Annotated in this window: 19 protein-coding genes; 9 read left to right on the top strand and 10 right to left on the bottom strand. The window is 40.2% G+C overall.

The features are described 5' to 3' along the window. The first annotated feature begins 568 nt into the window (after positions 1-568). Positions 569-1,783, top strand: coding sequence for a hypothetical protein (locus KI343_RS03980; protein WP_212925148.1), 1,215 nt, complete (start codon positions 569-571; stop codon positions 1,781-1,783). 191 nt (positions 1,784-1,974) lie between these two features. After that, on the top strand, positions 1,975-4,380 hold the full coding sequence (locus KI343_RS03975; protein WP_374705408.1) for a penicillin acylase family protein: 2,406 nt from the start codon (positions 1,975-1,977) through the stop codon (positions 4,378-4,380). 236 nt (positions 4,381-4,616) lie between these two features. Here the strand turns inward: KI343_RS03975 and KI343_RS03970 are convergent, their stop codons facing one another. The 10 genes from KI343_RS03970 to KI343_RS03925 form a co-directional block, all read right to left on the bottom strand. Continuing rightward, the gene (locus KI343_RS03970; protein ID WP_212925146.1) at positions 4,617-5,093 is read right to left on the bottom strand and encodes a thioesterase family protein; all 477 of its coding nucleotides are present in this window, start codon (positions 5,091-5,093) and stop codon (positions 4,617-4,619) included. A 37-nt stretch (positions 5,094-5,130) separates the two neighbouring features. Further along, entirely contained in the window at positions 5,131-6,099 is a 969-nt protein-coding gene (locus KI343_RS03965) for a 3-hydroxyacyl-CoA dehydrogenase NAD-binding domain-containing protein (RefSeq protein WP_212925145.1), read from the bottom strand. Between the two features lie 4 nt (positions 6,100-6,103). Beyond that, positions 6,104-6,997 carry a beta-keto acid cleavage family enzyme gene (locus tag KI343_RS03960; RefSeq protein WP_212925144.1) on the bottom strand — a complete coding sequence of 298 codons (894 nt, stop codon included), beginning with the start codon at positions 6,995-6,997 and terminating at the stop codon, positions 6,104-6,106. Next, on the bottom strand, positions 6,994-7,545 hold the full coding sequence (locus KI343_RS03955) for a GbsR/MarR family transcriptional regulator (protein ID WP_212925143.1): 552 nt from the start codon (positions 7,543-7,545) through the stop codon (positions 6,994-6,996). The genes KI343_RS03960 and KI343_RS03955 overlap by 4 nt, the downstream gene beginning before the upstream one ends. Positions 7,546-7,625: 80 nt before the next feature. Further along, complete coding sequence (locus KI343_RS03950) at positions 7,626-9,302, bottom strand: CocE/NonD family hydrolase (protein WP_212925142.1); 1,677 nt, start codon at positions 9,300-9,302, stop codon at positions 7,626-7,628. 14 nt (positions 9,303-9,316) lie between these two features. Beyond that, positions 9,317-9,979 (bottom strand): ABC transporter permease, encoded by a 663-nt coding sequence (locus KI343_RS03945; protein ID WP_212925141.1) that lies wholly within the window; start codon positions 9,977-9,979, stop codon positions 9,317-9,319. A 1-nt stretch (position 9,980) separates the two neighbouring features. Further along, positions 9,981-10,883 (bottom strand): osmoprotectant ABC transporter substrate-binding protein, encoded by a 903-nt coding sequence (locus KI343_RS03940; protein ID WP_374705410.1) that lies wholly within the window; start codon positions 10,881-10,883, stop codon positions 9,981-9,983. A 311-nt stretch (positions 10,884-11,194) separates the two neighbouring features. Further along, positions 11,195-11,848 (bottom strand): ABC transporter permease, encoded by a 654-nt coding sequence (locus KI343_RS03935; protein WP_212925139.1) that lies wholly within the window; start codon positions 11,846-11,848, stop codon positions 11,195-11,197. 3 nt (positions 11,849-11,851) lie between these two features. Then, complete coding sequence (locus tag KI343_RS03930; protein ID WP_212925138.1) at positions 11,852-13,006, bottom strand: betaine/proline/choline family ABC transporter ATP-binding protein; 1,155 nt, start codon at positions 13,004-13,006, stop codon at positions 11,852-11,854. Positions 13,007-13,465: 459 nt separating this feature from the next. After that, positions 13,466-14,233, bottom strand: coding sequence for a DeoR/GlpR family DNA-binding transcription regulator (locus tag KI343_RS03925; RefSeq protein ID WP_212925137.1), 768 nt, complete (start codon positions 14,231-14,233; stop codon positions 13,466-13,468). Between the two features lie 244 nt (positions 14,234-14,477). On the opposite strand from KI343_RS03925, the gene KI343_RS03920 reads away from it, so the two are divergent. From KI343_RS03920 to KI343_RS03890, 7 genes are all read left to right on the top strand, one after another. Next, positions 14,478-15,230, top strand: a complete 753-nt coding sequence (locus KI343_RS03920; RefSeq protein WP_212925136.1) for an ABC transporter ATP-binding protein — start codon at positions 14,478-14,480, stop codon at positions 15,228-15,230. Then, the gene (locus tag KI343_RS03915) at positions 15,223-16,845 is read left to right on the top strand and encodes an ABC transporter permease subunit (RefSeq protein WP_212925135.1); all 1,623 of its coding nucleotides are present in this window, start codon (positions 15,223-15,225) and stop codon (positions 16,843-16,845) included. Before KI343_RS03920 ends, KI343_RS03915 begins: the two co-directional genes overlap by 8 nt. 21 nt (positions 16,846-16,866) lie before the next feature. After that, positions 16,867-17,847, top strand: a complete 981-nt coding sequence (locus KI343_RS03910) for an extracellular solute-binding protein (RefSeq protein ID WP_374705409.1) — start codon at positions 16,867-16,869, stop codon at positions 17,845-17,847. Positions 17,848-17,915: 68 nt separating this feature from the next. After that, a complete protein-coding gene (gene phnW, locus KI343_RS03905; protein WP_212925134.1) occupies positions 17,916-19,010 on the top strand; it encodes a 2-aminoethylphosphonate--pyruvate transaminase in 1,095 nt (364 codons plus the stop codon). Next, positions 19,007-19,801 (top strand): phosphonoacetaldehyde hydrolase, encoded by a 795-nt coding sequence (gene phnX, locus KI343_RS03900; RefSeq protein ID WP_212925133.1) that lies wholly within the window; start codon positions 19,007-19,009, stop codon positions 19,799-19,801. The genes phnW and phnX overlap by 4 nt, the downstream gene beginning before the upstream one ends. Before the next feature lie 194 nt (positions 19,802-19,995). Continuing rightward, positions 19,996-20,691 carry a response regulator transcription factor gene (locus KI343_RS03895; protein WP_212925132.1) on the top strand — a complete coding sequence of 232 codons (696 nt, stop codon included), beginning with the start codon at positions 19,996-19,998 and terminating at the stop codon, positions 20,689-20,691. Further along, a complete protein-coding gene (locus tag KI343_RS03890) occupies positions 20,684-21,688 on the top strand; it encodes a sensor histidine kinase (protein ID WP_212925131.1) in 1,005 nt (334 codons plus the stop codon). Before KI343_RS03895 ends, KI343_RS03890 begins: the two co-directional genes overlap by 8 nt. The last annotated feature ends 55 nt before the right edge of the window (positions 21,689-21,743 follow it).

Genomic DNA, 21,743 nt, shown 5'->3' with positions numbered 1-21,743 from the left:
GGATTAGGTATACAAATATAGAAGTACCTTCTTGTTTGGTGGATCTATCCAATAAGGGGGTGCTTTTTTTAATATGGCTAGAAAGCACTCTCGCCTGTAACGGTATATCAAAAGGAACCACTGATTATTTGAAAGTATAATTCTTCAACGATGGAACCTCTACCTGAGATGGGCAGAGGTTTTTTAGCTGAAAAAAACTTTGCTACCCTTAACAAAGGTAATGTTTCTTCCTTTATAAAAGATGCATTTTCTTAAGAACAAATTAATACGTATAACATTATAGTGTGTGTTCAAAAAGGAGGATAAAAGGACCGAGAAGTTCGAGGCTGCGTAGCTTTGAGCAACGGAACGTATGCAATTAATACGTGAGTAGCGGAAAAGCAAGCCAACGAAGAAATTCGAAGTGTCATTTTTACCGGACTTTTTGAACAACCTCTTATAGGAAAACATAGATAACCTCCAGCCAATTATATTCCAGTAAGAAAAGGTTTAACTCCCCCTGTTTTCGGCTAAAAAAAGATAAGTATGGGAAAAAAACAGCATACATAAAAAACGAGGTGAATGAAAGTTGAGTAAGACAACAAGATATATCGGTCTAATTACAGCACCTGGTTATCCGAATGAAATAGGGGCAAAGCTGCAAGAGGAGTTACCATCGCTATTAGCGTATTATGTGAAAGAAAGAATAGAATGGAAAATTAATTATATAGAAGATCCCTTACTGGGCGGGGATGCAAAATCAAAGGAAATATTAGAAGCGACAAAGAGAATGAGAGAAGAGAAGGAATGGGATTATGCGATTTGTTTAACAGATCTTCCTTTATTTAAAGAAAAGCGAATGATTGTTGCGGAGGTAAATGAGAAGGAAAATATTGCGCTGATTAGTATGCCTAGTTTTGGTTCAACTCTTATGATGAAGCGCCTGCGAGAGTCTATTATGCAGCTGGTGAATGAAATGTATTATGGAAGCTCCGAGGAGAGTCGGGAGCGTTCTGCATCGCGTATCGAATCAAAAAGAAGCAAGCGCAAGGATGTAGATTTAAAAGATTCGAGAAATCTTATGACGAGCCGGTTCTTCGGGTGGCTATCTCCGCTAAAACGTGAGACGCCGAGCGATAACGAAGATGATTATATGAATGTTCGCTTTACAGTAGCACGAAGAGGGATTATTTCTCTCCGCTTATTGGGGGGGATGGTCCGTGCAAACCGGCCTTGGTCCTTGTTCCCGGCATTTATGAAAATTATGACCATTGCTTTTGCTACAGGTTCTTATGCACTCGTTTTTCCGACCTTGTGGCTATTGAGTGAGTATTATTCGATTCCTAGAATGTTTTTGCTTACCTTCTTTTCGATTATGGCAATGACGATATGGATTATTCTGATTCATCATCTATGGGAGAGGAAACGGGATCAGGGGAATAACTATGTGCGAAGGCTCTATAACGCGACCACGTTTATCACCTTGTTTATCACAGTCTGTATTTACTATGTGACACTGTATTGTTTATTTCTTGTAGGCGTGTTTGTGTTTATTCCAACGGGAATGCTTGATTCCCAACTTTCAGGGGAACCTGGTTTAGTCCATTATTTCTTGATTGCCTGGATTGCTACAAGTGTTTCTACGGTCATCGGGGCGCTTGGCACAGCATTAGAAAATGAAGAAGTTGTGTTGAATGCAACCTATGGCTATCGTCAGAGACAGCGGCATGAACAACTGAAGAAGGAAAGAGAGAAGGAAGAGGAGGAGAAAAAGGACAAGGAGAGGGGTTCCTTTACAAAATAATAAAAAACGGAACGGACTTGTGAGGAGGGTAGCTTTTATCTCAGGCTGCCCTCCAGTTTCCGTGTGATCAGTAGTTCATTAATCTTATAATCCATTTTTTGATACTTAAAAAATGTGCGTCTTGACATCCCGTCCTATCATGCTATGATTCTTTTAAATAAATAGATTCAAACACTAGTCAAGAAGGGGGTATGCAAATGGCAGAGAGAAAGGAAGTCACTGAAATAGTATCTGAGAAAAAAAGAGTTCCTAAAAAGAAGATATTACTTGGGCTGTTTAGTTTTATCGTTGTGATGGGTCTTGTTGTTTTCTTGTTTGTAAACGGATACATAAATAAATCACTTCCTACAACAGAAGGAACCATCGAGCTTTCGATACTTGAAAATGAGGTTACCGTTATTACGGATAAGGACGGGGTTCCGCATATTCAAGCAGAGAATGCACGTGATTTGTATATTGCACAGGGCTATATACAAGCGGATCGGCGCATGTTTCAAATGGAGTTATCACGAAGGCAGGCATCGGGTACGTTGAGTGAAGTGATTGGAGAAGATGCTGTTAACCAGGACAAATATTTTCGTACGCTAGGCTTAAGGCGTGCTGCGGAGGAATCCTATAAAGTTTATTCTGAAGAATCGATAGAAGTTCTGGAAGGCTTTGCTGCTGGGGTGAATGCCTATCTGGAAGAAGCGAAGGCAAATAATAGCTTACCGATTGAATTTACATTAATGGGATTTGAACCGGAGGAATGGACACCGGTGGATTCGTTAACGATAGGAAAGTTTATGGCTTTTGACCTCGGCGGGCACTGGCAACAGCAAGCATTTAATTACTATTTGCTAAATGAATTTGAAGAGGAAAAAGCCTATGAATTGTTCCCTGCTTATCCAGAAAATGGTTCAACCATTATAAAAGATGAGGAATTAGATATTGCAGCGAGTTTTGAGCATGCGGTTATCCCTCATCCTTTCAATGGCAGTAATAACTGGGTTGTCAGCGGAGATAAAACAGCGTCCGGCATGCCACTTTTGGCAGATGATCCGCATCTTGGACTGGCTACCCCGTCTATTTGGCTGCAAATGCATTTGGAATCAGAAGATGGTCTTCAAGTAAGCGGGGTTATTTTTGCTGGCGTTCCGGGAATTATTCTTGGCCATAATGAGCAGATAGCCTGGGGTGTGACGAACACGGGACCAGATGTGCAGCAATTATATATCGAGAAGCGCAATCCGGATAATCCAAATGAATTTTTATACGAGGATGAATGGGAAGAGGCAACAATCATTAAGGAGCCGATTAAAGTAAAAGACGCTGAAACGATTGCTTATGAAGTGATGGAAACACGGCATGGGCCAATTATTTCGGAGTTTGCAGAAGATACTGGGAAGGAGACAGTGCTTTCTTTAAGATGGACAGCGCTGGATGCAAGTACGGAATTAGAAGCAATTATGGAAATGAACCGTGCTGCCAATTGGGAAGAATTTGAAAAAGGACTGGAGAAATTCCTTGTTCCAGCCCAGAATTTTGTGTTTGCATCCACGGATGGCACGATTGCCTTTAAAGCAAATGGGAAAATTCCGATTTATGAAGATGGAAAAGATGCTTTATTGCCATTAAACGGCTGGGAAGCTGAGAATGAATGGCAGGAATTTATCCCGTTTGATGAGCTTCCAACGGTTGTCAATCCGGGGAAAGGCTTTATTGCAACTGCTAATAATAAGATTGCGCCAGATAGTTATCCTTATCATATTAGCAATGTGTGGGCAATGCCCTACCGTTATGACCGGATTGAGGAAGTTTTGGAATCAGGTGATGATTTTACGATTGAGGATATGCAGGATTTACAAATGGATGTGACCGATCTAAGAGCTCGTGAGTTTGTTCCTGTTTTTCAGGAGGCATTAGCAAATGTAGAACTGACAGAGCAAGAACAAGAAGCATTACAGTTGCTTGCAGACTGGGACTTTGTAGCAGATAAGGATAGCCCGCAGCCACTCCTTTTTGAGCATTGGATGCACGAAATTCAACATACAATTTATGCAGGAGAAATACCGGATACCATGAAAAGCCTATTTTCTACCCAATCCCGAGCAGTAGAAAATATGTTACGAAAAGCTGGAAGCGGCGAGCGGTCTATTTGGATAGAAGAAAATGGCGGGATCGAAAGTGTGTTGCAGAACTCCCTGGCGACTACGATAGAAAAGTTGACAGAAGAATATGGAGAGGATATGTCTGCCTGGGCATGGGGCGACTATCATCAGGTCCAATTCCATCATCCATTATCCGGTGTTAGCTCTTTCTTAGCGTTTTTCTTTAATAAGGAGGACGCAATTCCAGTTGGAGGGAGCGGTGTGACACCAATGGCGGCAGCTTTCAATTCTGTAACAGGAGAAGTTGATCACGGCGCTTCCTGGCGATTTGTGATCGATGCAAATGATATGAATGCAGGGTATCATATTGTCGGCCCAGGTCAGGATGGGCATTTTAGAAGTGAATGGTATCATAACCAAATGAACGATTGGGTGGAAGGGAACTATCATGAGACGAGATTGGATGAGACGGATGGAATGGAGTTAGTGTTGGTTCCTGAGGGATAGATTGCGAATGACAAATAGTGACTTTCCGCTTGCTGGTGGGGAGTCATTATTTGATTCCACCAATAGGAATTGCCAGTTATTGGGGAGATTATCAGTGGTCTTTAAAAGGATTTTTGTTGCCGATCCTTTCAGAAATGGACATAAAATAGAAAGGAATGGCTCCCCATCTAAAGGAAAACCGTTCCTTTCTTTATATAGCCCTGTGCAAGACGGCTACCCACGTATTTATTATGTGTTCATTTCTTTTTTCTAATGCCAATAATGCGACCTACTTCTTTTGGTGTTTCTGACGGTGTGTGTTTGGCGGCAAGTTCTTGTATATGTGTGAACATTTCTTCTGGGAAAGGGGATGCTTTCCCCTTTTCCTGATTAATTCCCATTAGCAATTGTTCACTCGTTGCTGCCCGCTTTCCATTTTCACCATACAGTTCAAAAAAAAGATGGATACGCTTATTGTCATAATCAATTACATTCATAAAGACTTCAAATGGTTCATTCTGTTTCATTTCATCTAAATAGCAAATGTGATTTTCCAATGTATAAATCGTATATTTACGCTTCACTAGAAAATCTTCGGTCAACCCAATCATGCTCATAAGTTGATCGACACCCTGGCTGAATGCTCGAACATACTCTGCATCATTCATGTGTCCATTATAGTCAATCCAAGCCTCTGATACTCTATCTTGAATTAATAATTTTGCTTCCCTCACGTGTTCTTGCCTCCTCTTAAAGCCGATGAGTCCCCATTTACAATTTTCCGGATAATGTTGATCCTGGCCAATATTTTTCCAATAGCTGCTGGAGCTCAATTAAAAACTGATCCCTGCGATCTTCAAGCTTTTCCATCTCTATTCCAGCTGTTTGTGCTTCACACCCCGTAATCACCTGGTCAGCTAATTCTTCTGTTAATTCTGGTGCTTCTAATTTCGTCCATGGTAATTTCAATGCCGGACCGAATTGCTCCAATAAGTGACGCATCCCTTCTTTTCCGCCGCCCATATGCAATGTCATGAATGGACCCATTAATGCCCATCTAAGCCCTGGTCCATATATAATGGAGGAGTCTATTTCATCTGTACTCGCCACCCCATCGTTTACGATGTGGAGGGATTCACGCCAGATTGCTTCCATTAAGCGGTCTGCAATGTGCCCCTCAATTTCTTTGCGAACAACAAGCGGCTTCATTTTTAAGGAGTCATAGAAACTTCTTGCCTTTTCGATAGCATGTGCATCCGTTTTTTCTCCTCCAACAAGCTCAACAAGCGGCATAAGGTAAACTGGATTAAAGGGATGGGCGACAATAATACGCTCCGGATGGTTGTGACAATCAGCCTGTAAGCTACTTGGCAGTATTCCGGATGTACTGGAGGCGATAATTGCTTCTTCCTTTGCGTACGTATCAATATCCGCAATAACTTTCCGTTTTATTTCCTCACGCTCTGGCACATTTTCCTGCACAAAGTCTGCTTCTTTTAATGCTTCTTCTAAATTGGAATGAAAAATCAGTTTATCCTTTGAGGCATCCTTATGCAGCCCCATTTTCTCCATCCAGGGCCATGCTCGTTCAACCGCTGCTCGTGTCTTTTCTTCTGTTTTCGGATCTGGGTCAAAAGCCGTTACTTGGTAACCATTTGCTAAAAAGCGGGTTATCCATCCATTACCAATTACACCTGTACCGACAACCGTGATGTTTCGAATTGTTGGGTCATTCGTCATGCTACTAGTCTTCCTTTCCGTATGGGTTTCGTAAATTTAGATGTTTTCTTGCTTCAGCAGGTGTCATCACATCGGAACCAAAGGAGTGGACAGTCCCGATTGCTTTATCAACAAGCTGTTCATTTGTTGCAAGCTGCCCCTTTTTTAAATACAGGTTATCTTCTAGGCCGACTCGAATATTTCCACCTTGGCGGATAGATTCCTCCACAATTGGCATCTGCATTCGGCCAATTCCAAAAGCTGCCCACTTTGCATTTTCGGGAATTCGGTTTTTCATATAAGCCATGGTTTCCGCATCTGCTGCTGCTCCCCACGGAATACCGAGGCAGAACTGGAATAATGGATCTCCTGCAATCAAACCTTCTTCAATTAATTGATTGGCGAAACGAACATGACCTGTATCAAAACATTCTAATTCTGGCTTAACTCCGCTTTCCTTTACTAATTTTGCCTGTTTCCTTAACCAGTCTGTTGGGCTGACATATAACATATCACCGAAGTTAATACTGCCGCAGTCAAGGGTACACATTTCTGGAAGAAGTTTACCTATTGGTTCATGACGTTCTTCAGGAGTTTGCATATCGGTTCCTTCTCCACCTCTGGAAGGATCCTCTTCGCTTGGAATCCAATCTCCACCACCACCAGAGGTAAGATTAATAATAATATCTGTCTCTGATGAACGAATTCGTTCCACAACCTCTTGAAATAGGTTGACATCATGACTCAGTTTTCCAGTTTTCGGATTGCGAACATGTATATGCGCGACAGTAGCTCCTGCTTTTGCTGCTTTAATTGCCGAATCCGCAATCTCTTTTGGTGTAATCGGGACATGAGGACTCTTTGCCGTTGTTTCTCCTGCTCCAGTTACTGCACACGATAAAATTACTTTGTTATTCACGCTTTATTCCCCCGTTCTTTTTTTGGTACATGTTTAAAGATTTCGCCGCTTTCAAAGAACTCCGTGACACGGCGGATCCAATCATAGTAATCCATCCATTCCTTCATTTCCTGCAGAAGTTCATTGATGGACTGTTCCTCTTCATCCGTCAAACCTGTTTCCGCTTGTAATTGATCCATTTGTTTCATCATTTTTTGTTCAAAAGACCTGCTGCGTTTAATAGCTTTTTTCCATGTAGAGGTGAAAAGGTAGATGAATGTTTGATAATAATCCTCTTCCACTCGAAATAAATCTTTCCGAACCCCTTTTTTAAAGACGCGTTCCGCAATATTTAAATCGATCATTTCGCGGACTACCTGGCTCATCCGTGTCTTACTCATCCCGGTTTCTTCGGATAGCTCATCAAGCGTCATCGGCTCCCTGTTCATATATATAATTCCAAGCACACGCCCAATGCTTGTAGATACACCGAATGCATTCATATTGTCTGTTATTTTTTCAATGAATTGTGTTTTAACAGCGTCAATCTGTTCATCATAATTCCCCAATATACTTCCTCCTTGTATAACTTATTTCTCAGAGGCTCTTTTAGCGGAATAAAATCTTATCTGCCAAGAAAAGCATTTTGTTACCTAGCGATTGGTAAGACCAATTTTGATGCTTTATCTCCACTTTGATAAATATATTCCACTGCAGACTTCCCTTTTGAATGTGTCTTTGTTGTCGTTCCGTTATTTAAGTTAATATCATACAGTGGTGCATTGCTTGCTGCTATATCGAGACGGAGGCGATGGCCTTTTTTCAAGGTATATGCGGTAGATCCTATTTCGACATCTAAACAAATTGGCTGATTCTCATTTTCTACCTTTTTTCTATGAAACGAATCGATAATGTTATACGCCCGTCCTTCGCTATCAATTTCTGATAGCCTTAGGGAAATATCTAAAAGCTTAGATGGAGATGAAGCCCAGACTCTTGCTTTGATAGAACCTAGCAATGAAAGATCTTCGTCAAGCTCTGTACTCGTATAGACGAGAACATCTTGTCGATCCTGTATATCACTCACTTCAAACATTCCTGACGCATATCCTGCAATCAATGTTCCGCCTCCGCGTGTTGGTACTGGATGTTTTGGATCTAGTTTTAAGGCACTCTTTGTTTCTGCAGGGCCAGGTTGAAATGTTAATTTTCCATCTCCGTTTCGGCTTTGCGACATACCTTGGCTATGCAGGAATACTTCCATTAACTTTACAGACTTTTGGATAGGCCATTCCTCAAAAGCTTCCCAACGCTCCTGTCCCATCAGATAAAGATGAACGGGTTTCTTGATAGGCATTGACTTTTCTTTCAGCCATTTATCAAACCACTTAATATGAAGATCAGTTGGATCTGTAATATTGTCAACGCCCAGGTTAGAAGCTGCATGGTTAAAAAAGCACTCTCCACATCGACCTGTCATTTCTTCGTGTGTCCAAGGGCCAATCCAGAGCATTTTTGTTCCCTTATAAGCTTGATAGGTTTCTAGTGTTGGTGCCAATAATCCGTCAAACCAGCCACCTATAAATAATGCTGGAATATCCACATCCATTAAGTCTTGTTTTAAATTTACATCGTCTTTAAATGCCTTTGATAAACGACCCTGCATAAAATCAAAATAATACGAATCTGGAGCAAGGTCTTTGAGCGGTGTCCATTCATCAGCAGGAGCAGCAACGAACCATTCTGCCATCTTATCGAAATAAAAGTGGAATTTTTCTTTATCAAAATTCCCTTCCCGTTTCAGATGATCTTCTAACATCGATCCTAAAACCCACGTTTCCAGTTTTGCTACTGGATGAGGTCCTGCCTCTTTTCCTAGAAAGTTTCCCATGAGGTTTGCTCCTGTCATCACTGGGGCAATCGCCTTTAAGGAAGGTGGTTTTTCCACAGCTGCAGCTAACTGGGTATATCCATGATAGGACATACCGAACAGGCCAACTTTTCCATTTGAATAAGGAAGATTTGCTGCCCATTCTACTGCATCATATCCATCACGTCTCTCATACATAAATGGATAAAACTCGCCTTCTGAAGCAAATCTACCCCTTACGTCCTGAAGAATCACCACATAACCTGCTTGTACCATCCGCGGTACTTCCAAATATTCATCGTAATAACGTGGTGTTTCTTTATCATATGGCAACCGAATCATTAACACTGGATAGCTTTTTTCATCATCTGGACGGTATATATCCGATCGTAGAATCGTTCCATCAGCTAATGAACAAGGAACATTTTTCTCAAGCCTAATCCTGATTTCTCCCAAGACTTTCACCTCTTTTATGCTGTGCGTGATTTTGAAGTTTTAATTGGTTGGAGCTTCCGTTCAATCCAACCCATTATTAAATCAGCGATAATGGCCATCAATGCTGTGGGAATAGCACCTGCTAAAATAATTGCTGTTCCATCCGTTGCATTCGTTCCCGTTAAAATGATGGATCCTAATCCTCCAGCACCGACAAATGCGCCAATTGCTGCAATCCCAATTCCAATAACAAGTGCTGTCCGTATCCCTGCCATAATGACGCTTATTGCAAGGGGAAGCTCAACCATTCGTAATAATTGAAATCGAGTCATCCCAGAAGCAAAACCCGCTTCGATAATGGTTTTATCAACATCCTTCATGCCAACATAGGTGTTTTGCACAATTGGCAGGATGGAGTACAGCATCAATGTAATAATTACAGTATTGGTGCCAAGCCCCAGTACAATCATAATGACAGCCATCGCACCTAAGGCAGGAATCGTTTGAATAATACTTCCAAGAGCCAATACCCAGCTACTCAACTTCCCATATTTTGCAATAAGAATACCTAAGGGAATGGAAATAATTGCGGCAAATAAAACCCCATAAGCTGCCATTAGAAAGTGCCTGTAAAATTGAACCCAGATATATCCGCCATTTTGGGTGACATAGTGCACTAACTGTTCCAATGTATCCATATTAATTCTCTCCTTTCTCCATATCCTCAAAGAAGTTATTGGCTTCTAGAAATTCCATGGCAACTTTTTGTGGATTCATTAATTGAACATCCGCTTTATAATTTAATTCCTGCATGGTTTCTGTAGAAATTTGATCATGCAGACGTTCTGTAATCGCTGCAATCTCTGGATACTTCTCCAAAACCTTGTTATCAATAACAGCAGAAGCATCATACGGCGGGAAAAATCGCTGATCATCCTCTAAAACCTTCAAATCAAATTCCTTAATTCTCCCATCTGAAGAATATGCCAATACGGCATCCATATGACCAGTAGCTGCCGCCTGATAAACAAGACCAATATTCATTGGAAAAACATGACCAAATGAAAAATAGGATTCCTGAAACCCGTCATATCCGTCTCCTTTACGATTAACCCATGAATTATCTACTCCAAAATGCAATTCATCTGCGAAAGGTTCGAGATCGGAGATGGTTTCAATATTATGTTCTTCGGCAAATTCCGTTGTCACAGCAACAGAATAACTATTTTCAAAACCATACGGTGCTGTCCATGTTTCATTAAATTGATCCTGAAATTCCTTTGTTACAATGTCCAGTGCTTCCTCTGGATCTGTAACCGGATCCATTCCAAGTGCTCCAGATAGATCTGTTCCTGTATAACGTGTACTTGTTATATCAAGATCTCCTCTTAACATTCCTTGATGTTGAACAATCGATGAACCAAGATGTGTCACAAGTTCGGTACTGGCATCTGTTTCCCGTTCGATCATAATCGCTAATATCTCAGCAAAAATACGGGATTCAGAAGTAGCCAAGGCACCTATTTTTATCGTGTCTTTCGTCGTACTAGCAAGGCCTGGCAACGAACATCCTGCAAGCGCCACAAGTAAGAGTACAATCATGATTCCTTTATATACTATCTTTTTCAACATTTTCACCTCCAAGCTTATAGTGCGTGTTCAAAAAGAGGATGAAAAGGACCGAGAAGTTCGAGGCGGCGCAGCTTTGAGCAAACGTTCTTGCACGCAGGAAAAGTGATTTTCTTTTCCAAGGAGCGGAACGTATGCAGTTAATACGTGAGCAGCGGAAAAGCAAGCCAACGAGCTTCCACAGGATGTGGTGACTTCGGCGTTCGACACAGGACGTGTCGGTTTTTAGTCGAAGGTCCTCTGTTCTCGATGCGTCATTTTCACCGGACTTTTTGAACAACCTCTTATGCTGTTTCATACGAATTCTTTAACCCCTCTGGCATCAAGCGATTTTCTAAAAAGGCTAGCAAGCGATCTGCAATTAAGGCAAGTATGGTCGCTGGTACTGTACCTGCAATAATTAAGGAAGGTTGATAAAGGTTTAATCCATCAAAGATAAAGTCACCGAGACCACCGCCACCAATAAATGCTGCTAATGTTGCCCAACCAATCAAATAAACGGTTGATAGGCGAATACCAGCCATGATAACAGGAAGTGCCATTGGGAGTTCTACTTTTATAATTGATTGCAAAGCACTCATTCCCATTCCTTTCCCTGCTTCAACGACTGCAGGGTTGACATCACGAATACCAATGTACGTATTACGTAAAATAGGTAATAACGAATAGAAAAACAACGCAATAATGGCAGGCAATTTCCCAACGCCTAGAATCGGAATAAAAAATGCAAGGATTGCAAGGCTTGGAATAGTTTGCAGAATACCAATAAAAGAAATAAATCGGTCTGCAAAATTTGGTGCTCTAGAAAGCAAGATCCCAAGAGGAACTGCAACGAACACTCCAAGTAAAATGGCTGCCATAGAAATATACAAATGTTCCCATGTTTTAATTATTAGTTCATTCCCGTGTGTAGCAAAAAAATTCATCATTAAGTCCACCTCCTACTCAGCCTGCGCTACGATCTCTTCAAGTTCTGTTCCATCGCCCCAAATCGTGTCATAAACAAGGGTGGCAAGCGTTGCACGAGTAACAATTCCCACCAAACGGTGATTTTCATCCACAACAGGAACGTATTGTGCACCGCGCCTGAGTATCTTATGAATCGTATCACGCAACAAACTGTCCTGAGATACCGAATAAATATTTGTTTCCATTACATTCTCTACCTTACTTGCCTTTTTGTAGTTGTTGTTAATAGATTCAATATCTAAAAATCCTTTTAAAACATTGTCTGAATCTGTAATAAGAAGGGAATCAACTCGTCCATCTCTCATTTTTGTGATAGCGGATTTTAATGTGGTACCGATTTGTACGGTAATTGGAGTACTATTCATAATTTGACCGACCGTTGTAACATCAGGACGACCTTGAATTAAACGGTCTTTACCAAGGAATTCTTCCACAAATTCATTTGCCGGGTTTCTGAGAATTTCTTCTGGTGTATCCGCTTGAACAATTTCTCCATCTTTCATAATGACAATCCGATCTGCCAGTTTTAATGCTTCATCCATATCATGTGTTACAAAAACAATGGTTTTATTTAATTCCTTTTGTAACTTTTTAAACTCTTCTTGTAAGGCATCTCTTGTAATCGGATCAAGTGCTCCAAATGGCTCATCCATTAATATCAATGGCGGATTCACAGCAAGTGCACGTAATACACCAATTCGCTGTTGTTGCCCGCCACTCAACTCATGTGGATATTTATCAAGATATTCTTCAGGTAAATTTACGAGCTTAATTAGCTCACGTGCTCGTTTATCTTTTCTCTCCTTTGTCCAGTTGAGTAACGTACCTACAAGCACAATGTTTTCTCTAATTGTCATATGCGGCATCAACCCAATTTGCTGGATTACATATCCTATGGACCTGCGCAATTTGACTGAATCCTGCTCCTTTATATTTTTGCCATCAACTAAAATAGTTCCTTCCGTTATGTCAATTAAACGGTTCACCATTTTCATTGTTGTTGTTTTGCCACAGCCGCTGGGACCGATAAAACAAACAAATTCGCCTTTTTTGATTGTTAAATTCAAATTGTTGACAGCTGGTTTACCGTTACCATAACGCTTTGTAACATTATGAAACTCTAACATATCTTAAAGCACCTCCGTGTTGAACTACTATCTTAGTATATGAAAATATAGAAATAATAGAAAACACCATATTAGTCCATATAATGCGAAAACTTTGTACAATATTTACTGTACAAAGTTTATAAAGTTGTTATCTTAGAAATACTCCCTATTTCGAGAGTTTGCGTTTATATGTGACTATTTTGATTATTTAGTTTTTAATAGTGGTAATAGGGCGGAATTAATTTATTCATATAAAAAGGGAAGGTTGGTTGCTTCATACTTATTTTCAATAGGAAAGCATCGGGGGCGCCTGAAGGAGATGAGGCATGGACTTTGTTTAACTAGTAACAAAAAAAGAGGATAAAAGTGTAGTAAATATTAAGAACGAATATCATATAAAAAAGCATTTATAGACACGATTGCGCAGATGTCTATAGATGCTTTTTAAGTAGTTTAAAAGGTAGGCAGTTATAATATTCACCCCTCAGCAACAACCAACTCCGTCTTCACTTCATTAAATTCCTGTACAACCTCTTTATCCACCTTCTCATCTGTAACAATATAATCAATCTCATCCAGCCCGGTAATATGCACGGTTACATTCTTTCCAAATTTAGAACTGTCCGCAGCAACATAGACTTCCTGAGAAAGGTCAATAATCTTCTTGCGGGCGATGGCTTCTTCCATATTGTAATCGGAAATTCCTTTTTCTATTGTCATACCGCTTGCGCAGATAAATGCTTTCTGGATATTTAATTGATTGAAATTAAATAAGTGATCATATGTTACGACAGACCGCTCATTTTTTCTGATTTTGCCGCCAATAACGATAAGTTCAATCGTCGTGTTGTCCATTAATTCTAGTATTACGGGAACAGAGTTTGTAACGACTGTCAGGTTCCTTTTTTCTTTAATATATTTTGCAATTTGGTAAGTAGTAGAGCCGCTGTCCAAATATATACAGTCACCATCCTCAATATATTCCTTACATGTTTTTGCGATGGCCACCTTTTCGTCCAGATTGCTTATCATCCGTTCCTCCATGGAAGCTTCGCCGAACTTTGGCTCCACCACTTTGACACCGCCATATATTTTTTTGATTTTTCCTCGTTCAGCTAGGGCGTGGATATCTCTTCGGAGTGTATCGATAGAGATGGCCAGCTCTTCCTGAAGCTCAGGCATCTTCATCACTTTCTTTATCTTTAATAAATCAATTATTTTCTTTTGTCTCTCAACTGGAAGCATTTTTTCCTCCTCCTGTAACGTTTTGTTTGGATATTCTTTATATCAGTTTACGAGCAGTTTGCGGCATAATCAATCTAATTACAAAAAATTAGAATAGAATATGCATAGATTTGAATAGATTTAGTAACTATTTATGCATTACTTATGCTTTATCTATTCATAACTTACATATTTTTAACACAATAAGTGATTTATCTTAATATTCGTTTTATATGCTAGAGGTAACCCAGAGGAGGTGGTCCGTTTGTTGGAATTGAAAAATATAAGCAAACAATTCGACCAAAAAGTTGTTTTAGAGAATATTGACCTTAAAATCAATAGCGGTGAAATCGTATCGCTGCTTGGACCTAGTGGAAGTGGAAAGACAACCTTATTGAATATTATCCTGGGGCTGACCAGGATGGACCAGGGCAAAATCATATTTAATGACGAGGATGTAAGTAATGTAGGCATGAAAAATCGTGGATTTAATATTGTATTTCAAGATTATGCGCTTTTTCCGCATCTAAACGCATATGAAAATATTGTATATGGCTTACGAAATCAAAAAGACACTGCATCAGCGGAAGAGGTCAGAGAATATATTGATTTCTTAGAGCTGACACCGCATTTAAAAAAGAGAATTGGTGAGTTATCAGGCGGGCAAAAGCAACGGGTTGCCTTGGCCAGAACCCTTGTAACCAAACCAAAGCTGTTACTTTTGGATGAGCCGTTAAGTGCGTTAGATGGTGTGATAAAGGAATCGATTAAAGAAAGAATTAAATTAATTGCCAAGGAATTTAACTTGACAACAATTATTGTGACACATGATCCAGAGGAAGCTTTAACGATATCCGATAAGATTTTGATTATTAATCAAGGAAATATATCGCAGTTTGGAACACCATTTGAAATTATTAACCAGCCCAGCAATGACTTTGTGAAGGAATTTATTCTAAGACAGCTGCAAATTAAACGGCAAAATATATACAACCTGTTTGGTGAAAAATATGCGTAATGCAAAACCAGAGATGCGAATTATTTTTATCGTAATCTTATTACTATTCTTTGCTTTTCTGATAGCCCCGCTGATTGTTTTATTGTTTCGGTCATTTGTAACAGAAGAGGGAGTAGGGTTTTCAAATTATATGACGTCTTTGTCCGATGAAACATTAACCAGGGCAATCGGCAATAGCATTAAGGTTTCAAGTACTGCAGCTGTCATTACTACGACGCTAGCATTTGCTTTAGCTTATGCAGTGAATTGTACGAGAATCTATCAGCCTTTAAAAAATGCTGTAAAAGCAGGGATTCTTATTCCTATGCTGACCCCTACCATTACCTATGGTTTTGCCATTATGTATACTTTTGGAAACCAAGGGCTACTGACAAAGCTTTTTGACAGAAATTTATTTGAAATCTATGGATTTAATGGCTTGCTGATTGGATATGTTATCTATACATTGCCGGCAGCGTTTCTGGTCATCCATAATTCATTCAAATATATTGATAAGAAGTTTATTATCGTATCTAAGCTGATGGGTGACGGAACATTAAGAAGCTTTTTGAACACTGTTTTCCGTCCATTGTTAGGAGCGTTGGGTGGGGCATTTGTTTTATCTTTTATCCTTAGCTTCACAGATTTTGGGATACCGGCTTCCGTAGGCGGGACGTATGAGGTTGTTGCAACACAGCTTTACCAGGCAATGCTCGGGTCAATTCCTGACTTTAGCATAGGAGCTGTAATTGCTGTACTGATGCTGTTTCCGGCATTGGTAGGGGTTTTTCTCCTAAACTATCTCGAACGATTTAATTTTCACTATGATAAGTTCAGTGAAACAGAATTAACCCCCAGTAAATTCCGAGACAGCTTTTTTGGAACGCTATCTCTTGTTATTCTGCTGGCGATGGTTGCTGTATTTGCGGTCATGTTTATTGCGCCATTTGTGACGGCTTTCCCATATGATTTACGTTTTTCATGGCAGCATATCACAGACGTCTTCCAATCGAATGACTTGGTTTCTGTTTATGGAAATTCACTCCTCGTTGCAGCTTTAACAGCTGTTTTTGGAACAGTGATTGCCTATGGAGCAGCGCTTCTTAATGCACGCACACCGCTAAGAGGGAAACAAACCGTAGATATCTTTTCGATGATTACAAATACAGTGCCTGGTATGGTACTGGGGTTATCCTATTTATTGCTCTTTAATGAGAGCAGTTTAAAAGGAACCTTTCTCATTATTGTTTTATGTAATATCATGCATTACTTTACAACCCCATATTTAATGGCTAAAAATGCATTGACAAAGATGAATCCTAGCTGGGAAACGTCAGGTGAATTGCTGGGGGATAATTGGCTTAAAACGGTTTACCGCGTTATACTCCCAAACTCTGTATCTACTGTTATAGAAATATTCAGCTACTATTTTATCAATGCAATGGTAACGATTAGCGGTGTTATCTTTCTGGTATCCGCACAGACAACGGTTGTAGCAAGTAAAATTAATGAGCTGCAGCATTTTGCGAAGTTCAATGAAATATTTGTTTTATCTGTACTTATTTTCTTGACTAACTTATTGGTCAGATTTGTGTGTGAGGCTCTTCAGAAAAGGGCAGCAATCTATAAAAAGTGAGGCGAAAACATATTGAAAGCAATAAAAACAATCAAGAAATCTGTCACAGGATTAGGAATTGGTTTAGCGTTTGTTTTAGCAGGATGCAGTGCACAAGGAAGTGATGATGTTGTCATTTATACTAATGCAGATGAAGAAGCGCAGTCAGCGATGGAGAATGCATTAGATGCTGCGGGCTATGAAGGCGAATATATTTTGCAGTCTCAGGGGACATCTGAATTGGGAGGGAAATTACTAGCAGAAGGAGAACAAATCGAAGCCGATGTGGTAACAATGAGCTCTTACTTTCTAGAAAGTGCACAGGAACAGCATGCTATGTTTAAAGATTTAACGTTTGAAACGAATGCATTGGAAGAGTATCCACGCTATTATACGCCGGTTTTAGGAAATACAGGTGCCATTTTTGTAAACACCGAAGTATTAAAGGAAAACGGCTTGGAAGTTCCGGAAACAATTGCAGATCTAGCAAAGCCAGAATATAAAGGACTGGTATCGATTCCAAATATTGATGACTCTTCTACAGCATGGCTGATGGTACAAGCGGTAATCAGCGAATATGGGGAAGAAGGAGCTAGCCAAATTCTTCAAGATTTAATTGCCAATGCGGGGCCGCATCTGGAAAGCTCTGGATCGGGCCCAATCAGCAAGGTGCAAGCAGGAGAAGTTGCTGCTGGGTTCGGGCTCAGGCATCAGGCGGTTGCAGCAAAGGAATCTGGAGCACCAATTGACTTTGTCGATCCGATAGAAGGGAATTTTTCACTGAATGAAGCAGTAGCAGTTGTTAACAAGGATGATGATGAAAAATCAGAAAAAGCAATGGAAATGGTGGAGGTTATCACAAAGGATGCGAGAGAAGAGCTGTTAACCTATTACCCTGTAGCTCTTTACGAAGGAGAAACGGTGGATGATGCACATAAACCGGCGCATTCCATGACATTTGACCAGCCGTTAAATGTGGAACTGTTAAAACAACATCAGGAAATCTTCAACTCTGCAAAATAGGGGCTGGACGCGGCTGACGCTGAGGGGAATGTTAAACTTTTTTATTCTATGAAATGGAGTGATATATTTTGAAGCAATATAAACTATTAACACCAGGTCCATTAACCACATCTGCTTCCGTGAAAGAGGAAATGCTTTTTGATCGCTGCACTTGGGATCAGGATTACAAGGATATTACCCAGAAAATTCGCAAGCAGCTGCTTGATCTGGCGAATGCTTCAGCGGATGATTATACGGTTGTACTCATGCAGGGAAGCGGAACATTTACTGTTGAATCAGTGATGACAACAGCTTTGAATAAGGAGGATAAAGCATTGATTATCACGAATGGTACATATGGGGAACGAATCGTGAAAATGGCTGATTATATCGGTTTACGTTATAAACATTACGATGTTGCTTATAATGCCTATCCAGATGAAATGGAATTAAGGTCCATTTTAGACAATGATTCTGCGATTACCCATCTGGTGATGGTACATTGCGAAACAACTACAGGCATATTAAATCCAGTTGAAATGATTTCTGAGCTTGCTAAAACTTATCAGAAGACACTTATTATTGATGCAATGAGCAGTTTTGGCGGTGTAGAAATGAACGTCCAGGATTTGGGCATAGACTACTTAATCAGCAGTGCAAACAAATGCATTCAAGGCGTGCCTGGGTTCGGTTTTGTTATTGCAAAGCAAGATAAATTAACGGCGTGTGAGGGAAATGCAAGCAGCCTGTCTTTAGATTTATATGATCAGTGGAAGGAAATGAATAAGGATGGAAAGTGGCGTTATACCTCGCCAACCCACGTGGTAGCAGCCTTTTCTAAAGCAATCGATGAATTAATTGCAGAAGGAGGTATCCCAGCAAGATCCCGGCGCTATCAACGTAATAATCAGCTGCTGCGCGAGGGGTTAGAAAGGCTTGGATTCCATGCTTATATAACCGATGAGAGACAGTCACCGATTATTACGACGTTCCTGTTCCCGAATAGCACTTTTGAATTTGAAGATTTTTATCAGTATGTGAAGGAAAACGGGTTTGTTCTTTATCCGGGAAAGCTCACAGAAATGAATACATTCCGGATTGGTAATATTGGAGAAGTCTATGAAGAGGATATAGAAAAACTATGCAATGTTATCCAAGAATATATGGGGGTAGGGATAAAATGAAAAAAGTAGAAGGCGTCATATTTGATTGGGCAGGAACAACGATTGATTTTGGCTGTTTTGCCCCGGTAAATGCATTTATAACCGTTTTTAAAAATGCTGGGATAGAAGTAACAATAGAGGAAGCAAGGGAGCCGATGGGGCTGACGAAGATTGATCATATTCGGACCATGCTCTCTATGCCAAGAATTTCAGCGTTATGGAAAGAGAAATACGGACGGGAATTCGCTGAGCAAGATATAGAGAGCTTGTATGTTGATTTTGAATCTGCTCTTTTAGAAACGTTGGCAATATATACAGATCCAAAGCCAGAGGTGTTAGAAACGATTGCGCATTTAAGAAATCAAGGCTTAAAGATTGGCTCTACCTCTGGTTACACGCAAAAAATGATGGAAGTAGTTGTGCCAGAAGCGAAGAAAAAAGGTTACCAGCCTGACTTCTATATTACAGCTGACGGGACAAATTCGTTGGGAAGACCATATCCATATATGATTTATCGCAATATGGAAGTTTTAAAATTAACAGCAGCACGCCATGTGGTCAAAGTTGGCGATACAGTTCCAGATATAGAGGAAGCATTAAACGCAGGAGTCTGGTCTGTAGCAGTGGTTATTGGCAGTTCGGAAATGGGAGTAAGTGAAGAAGAATTTGATGCATTATCAGAAGTGGCGCAGGAGGAATTGATTGCAAGAGTTGAAAAAACGTTTATGGAGCAGGGGGCTGATTTTACGATTAGAACGCTTGGGGAGTTGCCTGGTGTTATTGAGGAAATTAATCAGCGGCTTTTGAAATAACGGAAGTTTTATTTTGATACCAGTCTTTACAGGAGTTTGTGGTAAAGACTGGTTTTTATCTGGAAACTTTTAAAGTGCGATCATTCGTCTGCAAGCAGTCAAAGTTCTTTAAAAGTTCTGCCAAGACCTAGCTTCACATCACTTTTTTAAGGTACAATAATAATAGAATGCAAAGAAGAAATGTGGTGGTTTCCTTGTTTAAAATTATGCTTGTGGAAGACGATGCTTCCTTATTTAACGAAATCAAAGAACGCTTATCGCAATGGTCGTATGATGTGTATGGCATTCAAGATTTCAATCAGGTAATACAGGAATTCACAGCGGCGAAGCCTGATCTTGTTATTATTGATATTCAGCTTCCGAAATTCGATGGGTTTCATTGGTGCCGTATGATTCGTACACATTCCAACGTCCCGATTATCTTCTTGTCATCTCGGGACCATCCGACAGATATGGTGATGTCGATGCAGCTTGGTGCAGATGACTTTGTTCAAAAACCGTTTCATTTCGATGTCCTTATCGCTAAGATCCAAGCGATCCTTCGCCGTGTGTATAATTACAACAACGAACAAACGGACTTACGGACATGGTGTGGTGCAACAGTCGATTTTAAGAAAAATATGGTCAGCAATCATCTGGGGAGTATTGAATTAACCAAGAATGAAATGTATATTTTGAACGTTTTAATCGAGCAAAAAAATCAAATTGTTCGTCGTGAAGAACTAATTAAACGTTTATGGGATGATGAGCGTTTTGTCAGTGATAACACATTAACCGTTAACGTTAATCGGTTACGTAAACGCTTGGGAGATTTAGGGTTAGGGCGTTTTATTGAAACGAAAGTTGGACAGGGCTATATCGCGATAGAAGAGGCAAATCCGCATGGTTAGAAAATATATGATGGAAAGACGCAGCTGGATCATCCTCTTTCTTGCCCTACAAGCCCTCTTCCTGCTAATCGCATACCTTGATGCATCGATTCCTTTTCCATCTATTTTGTACATTGTTTTTTTGAGCTGCATCATTTTCGTCCTTTTTTTAATAATACGTTATCAGAAAGAGACAGCTTTTTATAAGGAAATAGAAGCATTGGATGATGACGTTGACTTCATCAGCTTAAGGGAAGCGAGGACACCATTTGAAAAAATAACAGAAACACAATTGACGGAGCAAGCCAAGCACTACAAAGAATTATTATCCGATCACCTGACCCATATCGAGCAGGAAAAAGATGATTTGTTAAGCTGGATTCATGAAGTGAAAACACCATTAACGACCATGCAATTAATGATGGACCGCCTGGAAGATGAACACTTAAGAACGCAATTAAATAATGAATGGATACGAATTCATCTCCTGCTCGATCAGCAGCTCCATCAGCGCCGCATTCCCTTTATTAAAAATGATTTATACATCGAGGTCACTGCGTTGGAGCCGTTGCTTTACAAAGAAATAAAGGATTTACAATCATGGTGTATGCAAAAAGGTATCGGATTTGATCTTTCCTTACAGAGCACGGAGGTTTTAACAGATGCAAAGTGGCTTTCGTTTATGGTACGGCAACTGTTAACAAATGCCGTCAAATACAGTGAGAATGCTGACATCCTCCTTTCAAGTTATCTAGAAGAGGGACATGTTAGGCTCGAGATTCAAGATGCCGGACGCGGAATTGATCCGCGAGACCTGCCGCGTATTTTTGATAAAGGATTTACATCAACGACAAGCCACCATGATAATGCTGCAACTGGCATGGGGCTTTACTTGACGAAAAAGGTCGCTGCATCGTTAGCAATTGAGATCGATGTACAATCTACACTTGGAGAAGGCACCACCTTCACTTTAACCTTTCCAAAAAAGAATGCATTTGTACAACTCACAAGCATGTGACAAAATTGTCATATGCTTTTTCTTTTTGTTCGGTAAATCGAAGGAAACAAAAGGA

The organism is Oceanobacillus sp. J11TS1, from assembly GCF_018333215.1.
In the GTDB taxonomy this organism is placed as follows: Bacteria; Bacillota; Bacilli; order Bacillales; family Amphibacillaceae; genus Oceanobacillus.
Note: the sequence above shows the minus strand (reverse complement) of the source record. Positions and strands in the feature narration are given on the sequence as shown.

Coding starts and splice junctions, on each gene's coding strand:
- KI343_RS03965 (WP_212925145.1), bottom strand. CDS start 6,099: ATGACGAATGACCCAACAATTCGAAACATCACGGTTGTCGGTACAGGT.
- KI343_RS03940 (WP_374705410.1), bottom strand. CDS start 10,883: ATGATTGTACTCTTACTTGTGGCGCTTGCAGGATGTTCGTTGCCAGGC.
- KI343_RS03945 (WP_212925141.1), bottom strand. CDS start 9,979: ATGGATACATTGGAACAGTTAGTGCACTATGTCACCCAAAATGGCGGA.
- phnX (WP_212925133.1), top strand. CDS start 19,007: ATGAAAAAAGTAGAAGGCGTCATATTTGATTGGGCAGGAACAACGATT.
- KI343_RS03975 (WP_374705408.1), top strand. CDS start 1,975: ATGCAAATGGCAGAGAGAAAGGAAGTCACTGAAATAGTATCTGAGAAA.
- KI343_RS03925 (WP_212925137.1), bottom strand. CDS start 14,233: ATGCTTCCAGTTGAGAGACAAAAGAAAATAATTGATTTATTAAAGATA.
- KI343_RS03890 (WP_212925131.1), top strand. CDS start 20,684: ATGGTTAGAAAATATATGATGGAAAGACGCAGCTGGATCATCCTCTTT.
- KI343_RS03915 (WP_212925135.1), top strand. CDS start 15,223: ATGCGTAATGCAAAACCAGAGATGCGAATTATTTTTATCGTAATCTTA.
- KI343_RS03930 (WP_212925138.1), bottom strand. CDS start 13,006: ATGTTAGAGTTTCATAATGTTACAAAGCGTTATGGTAACGGTAAACCA.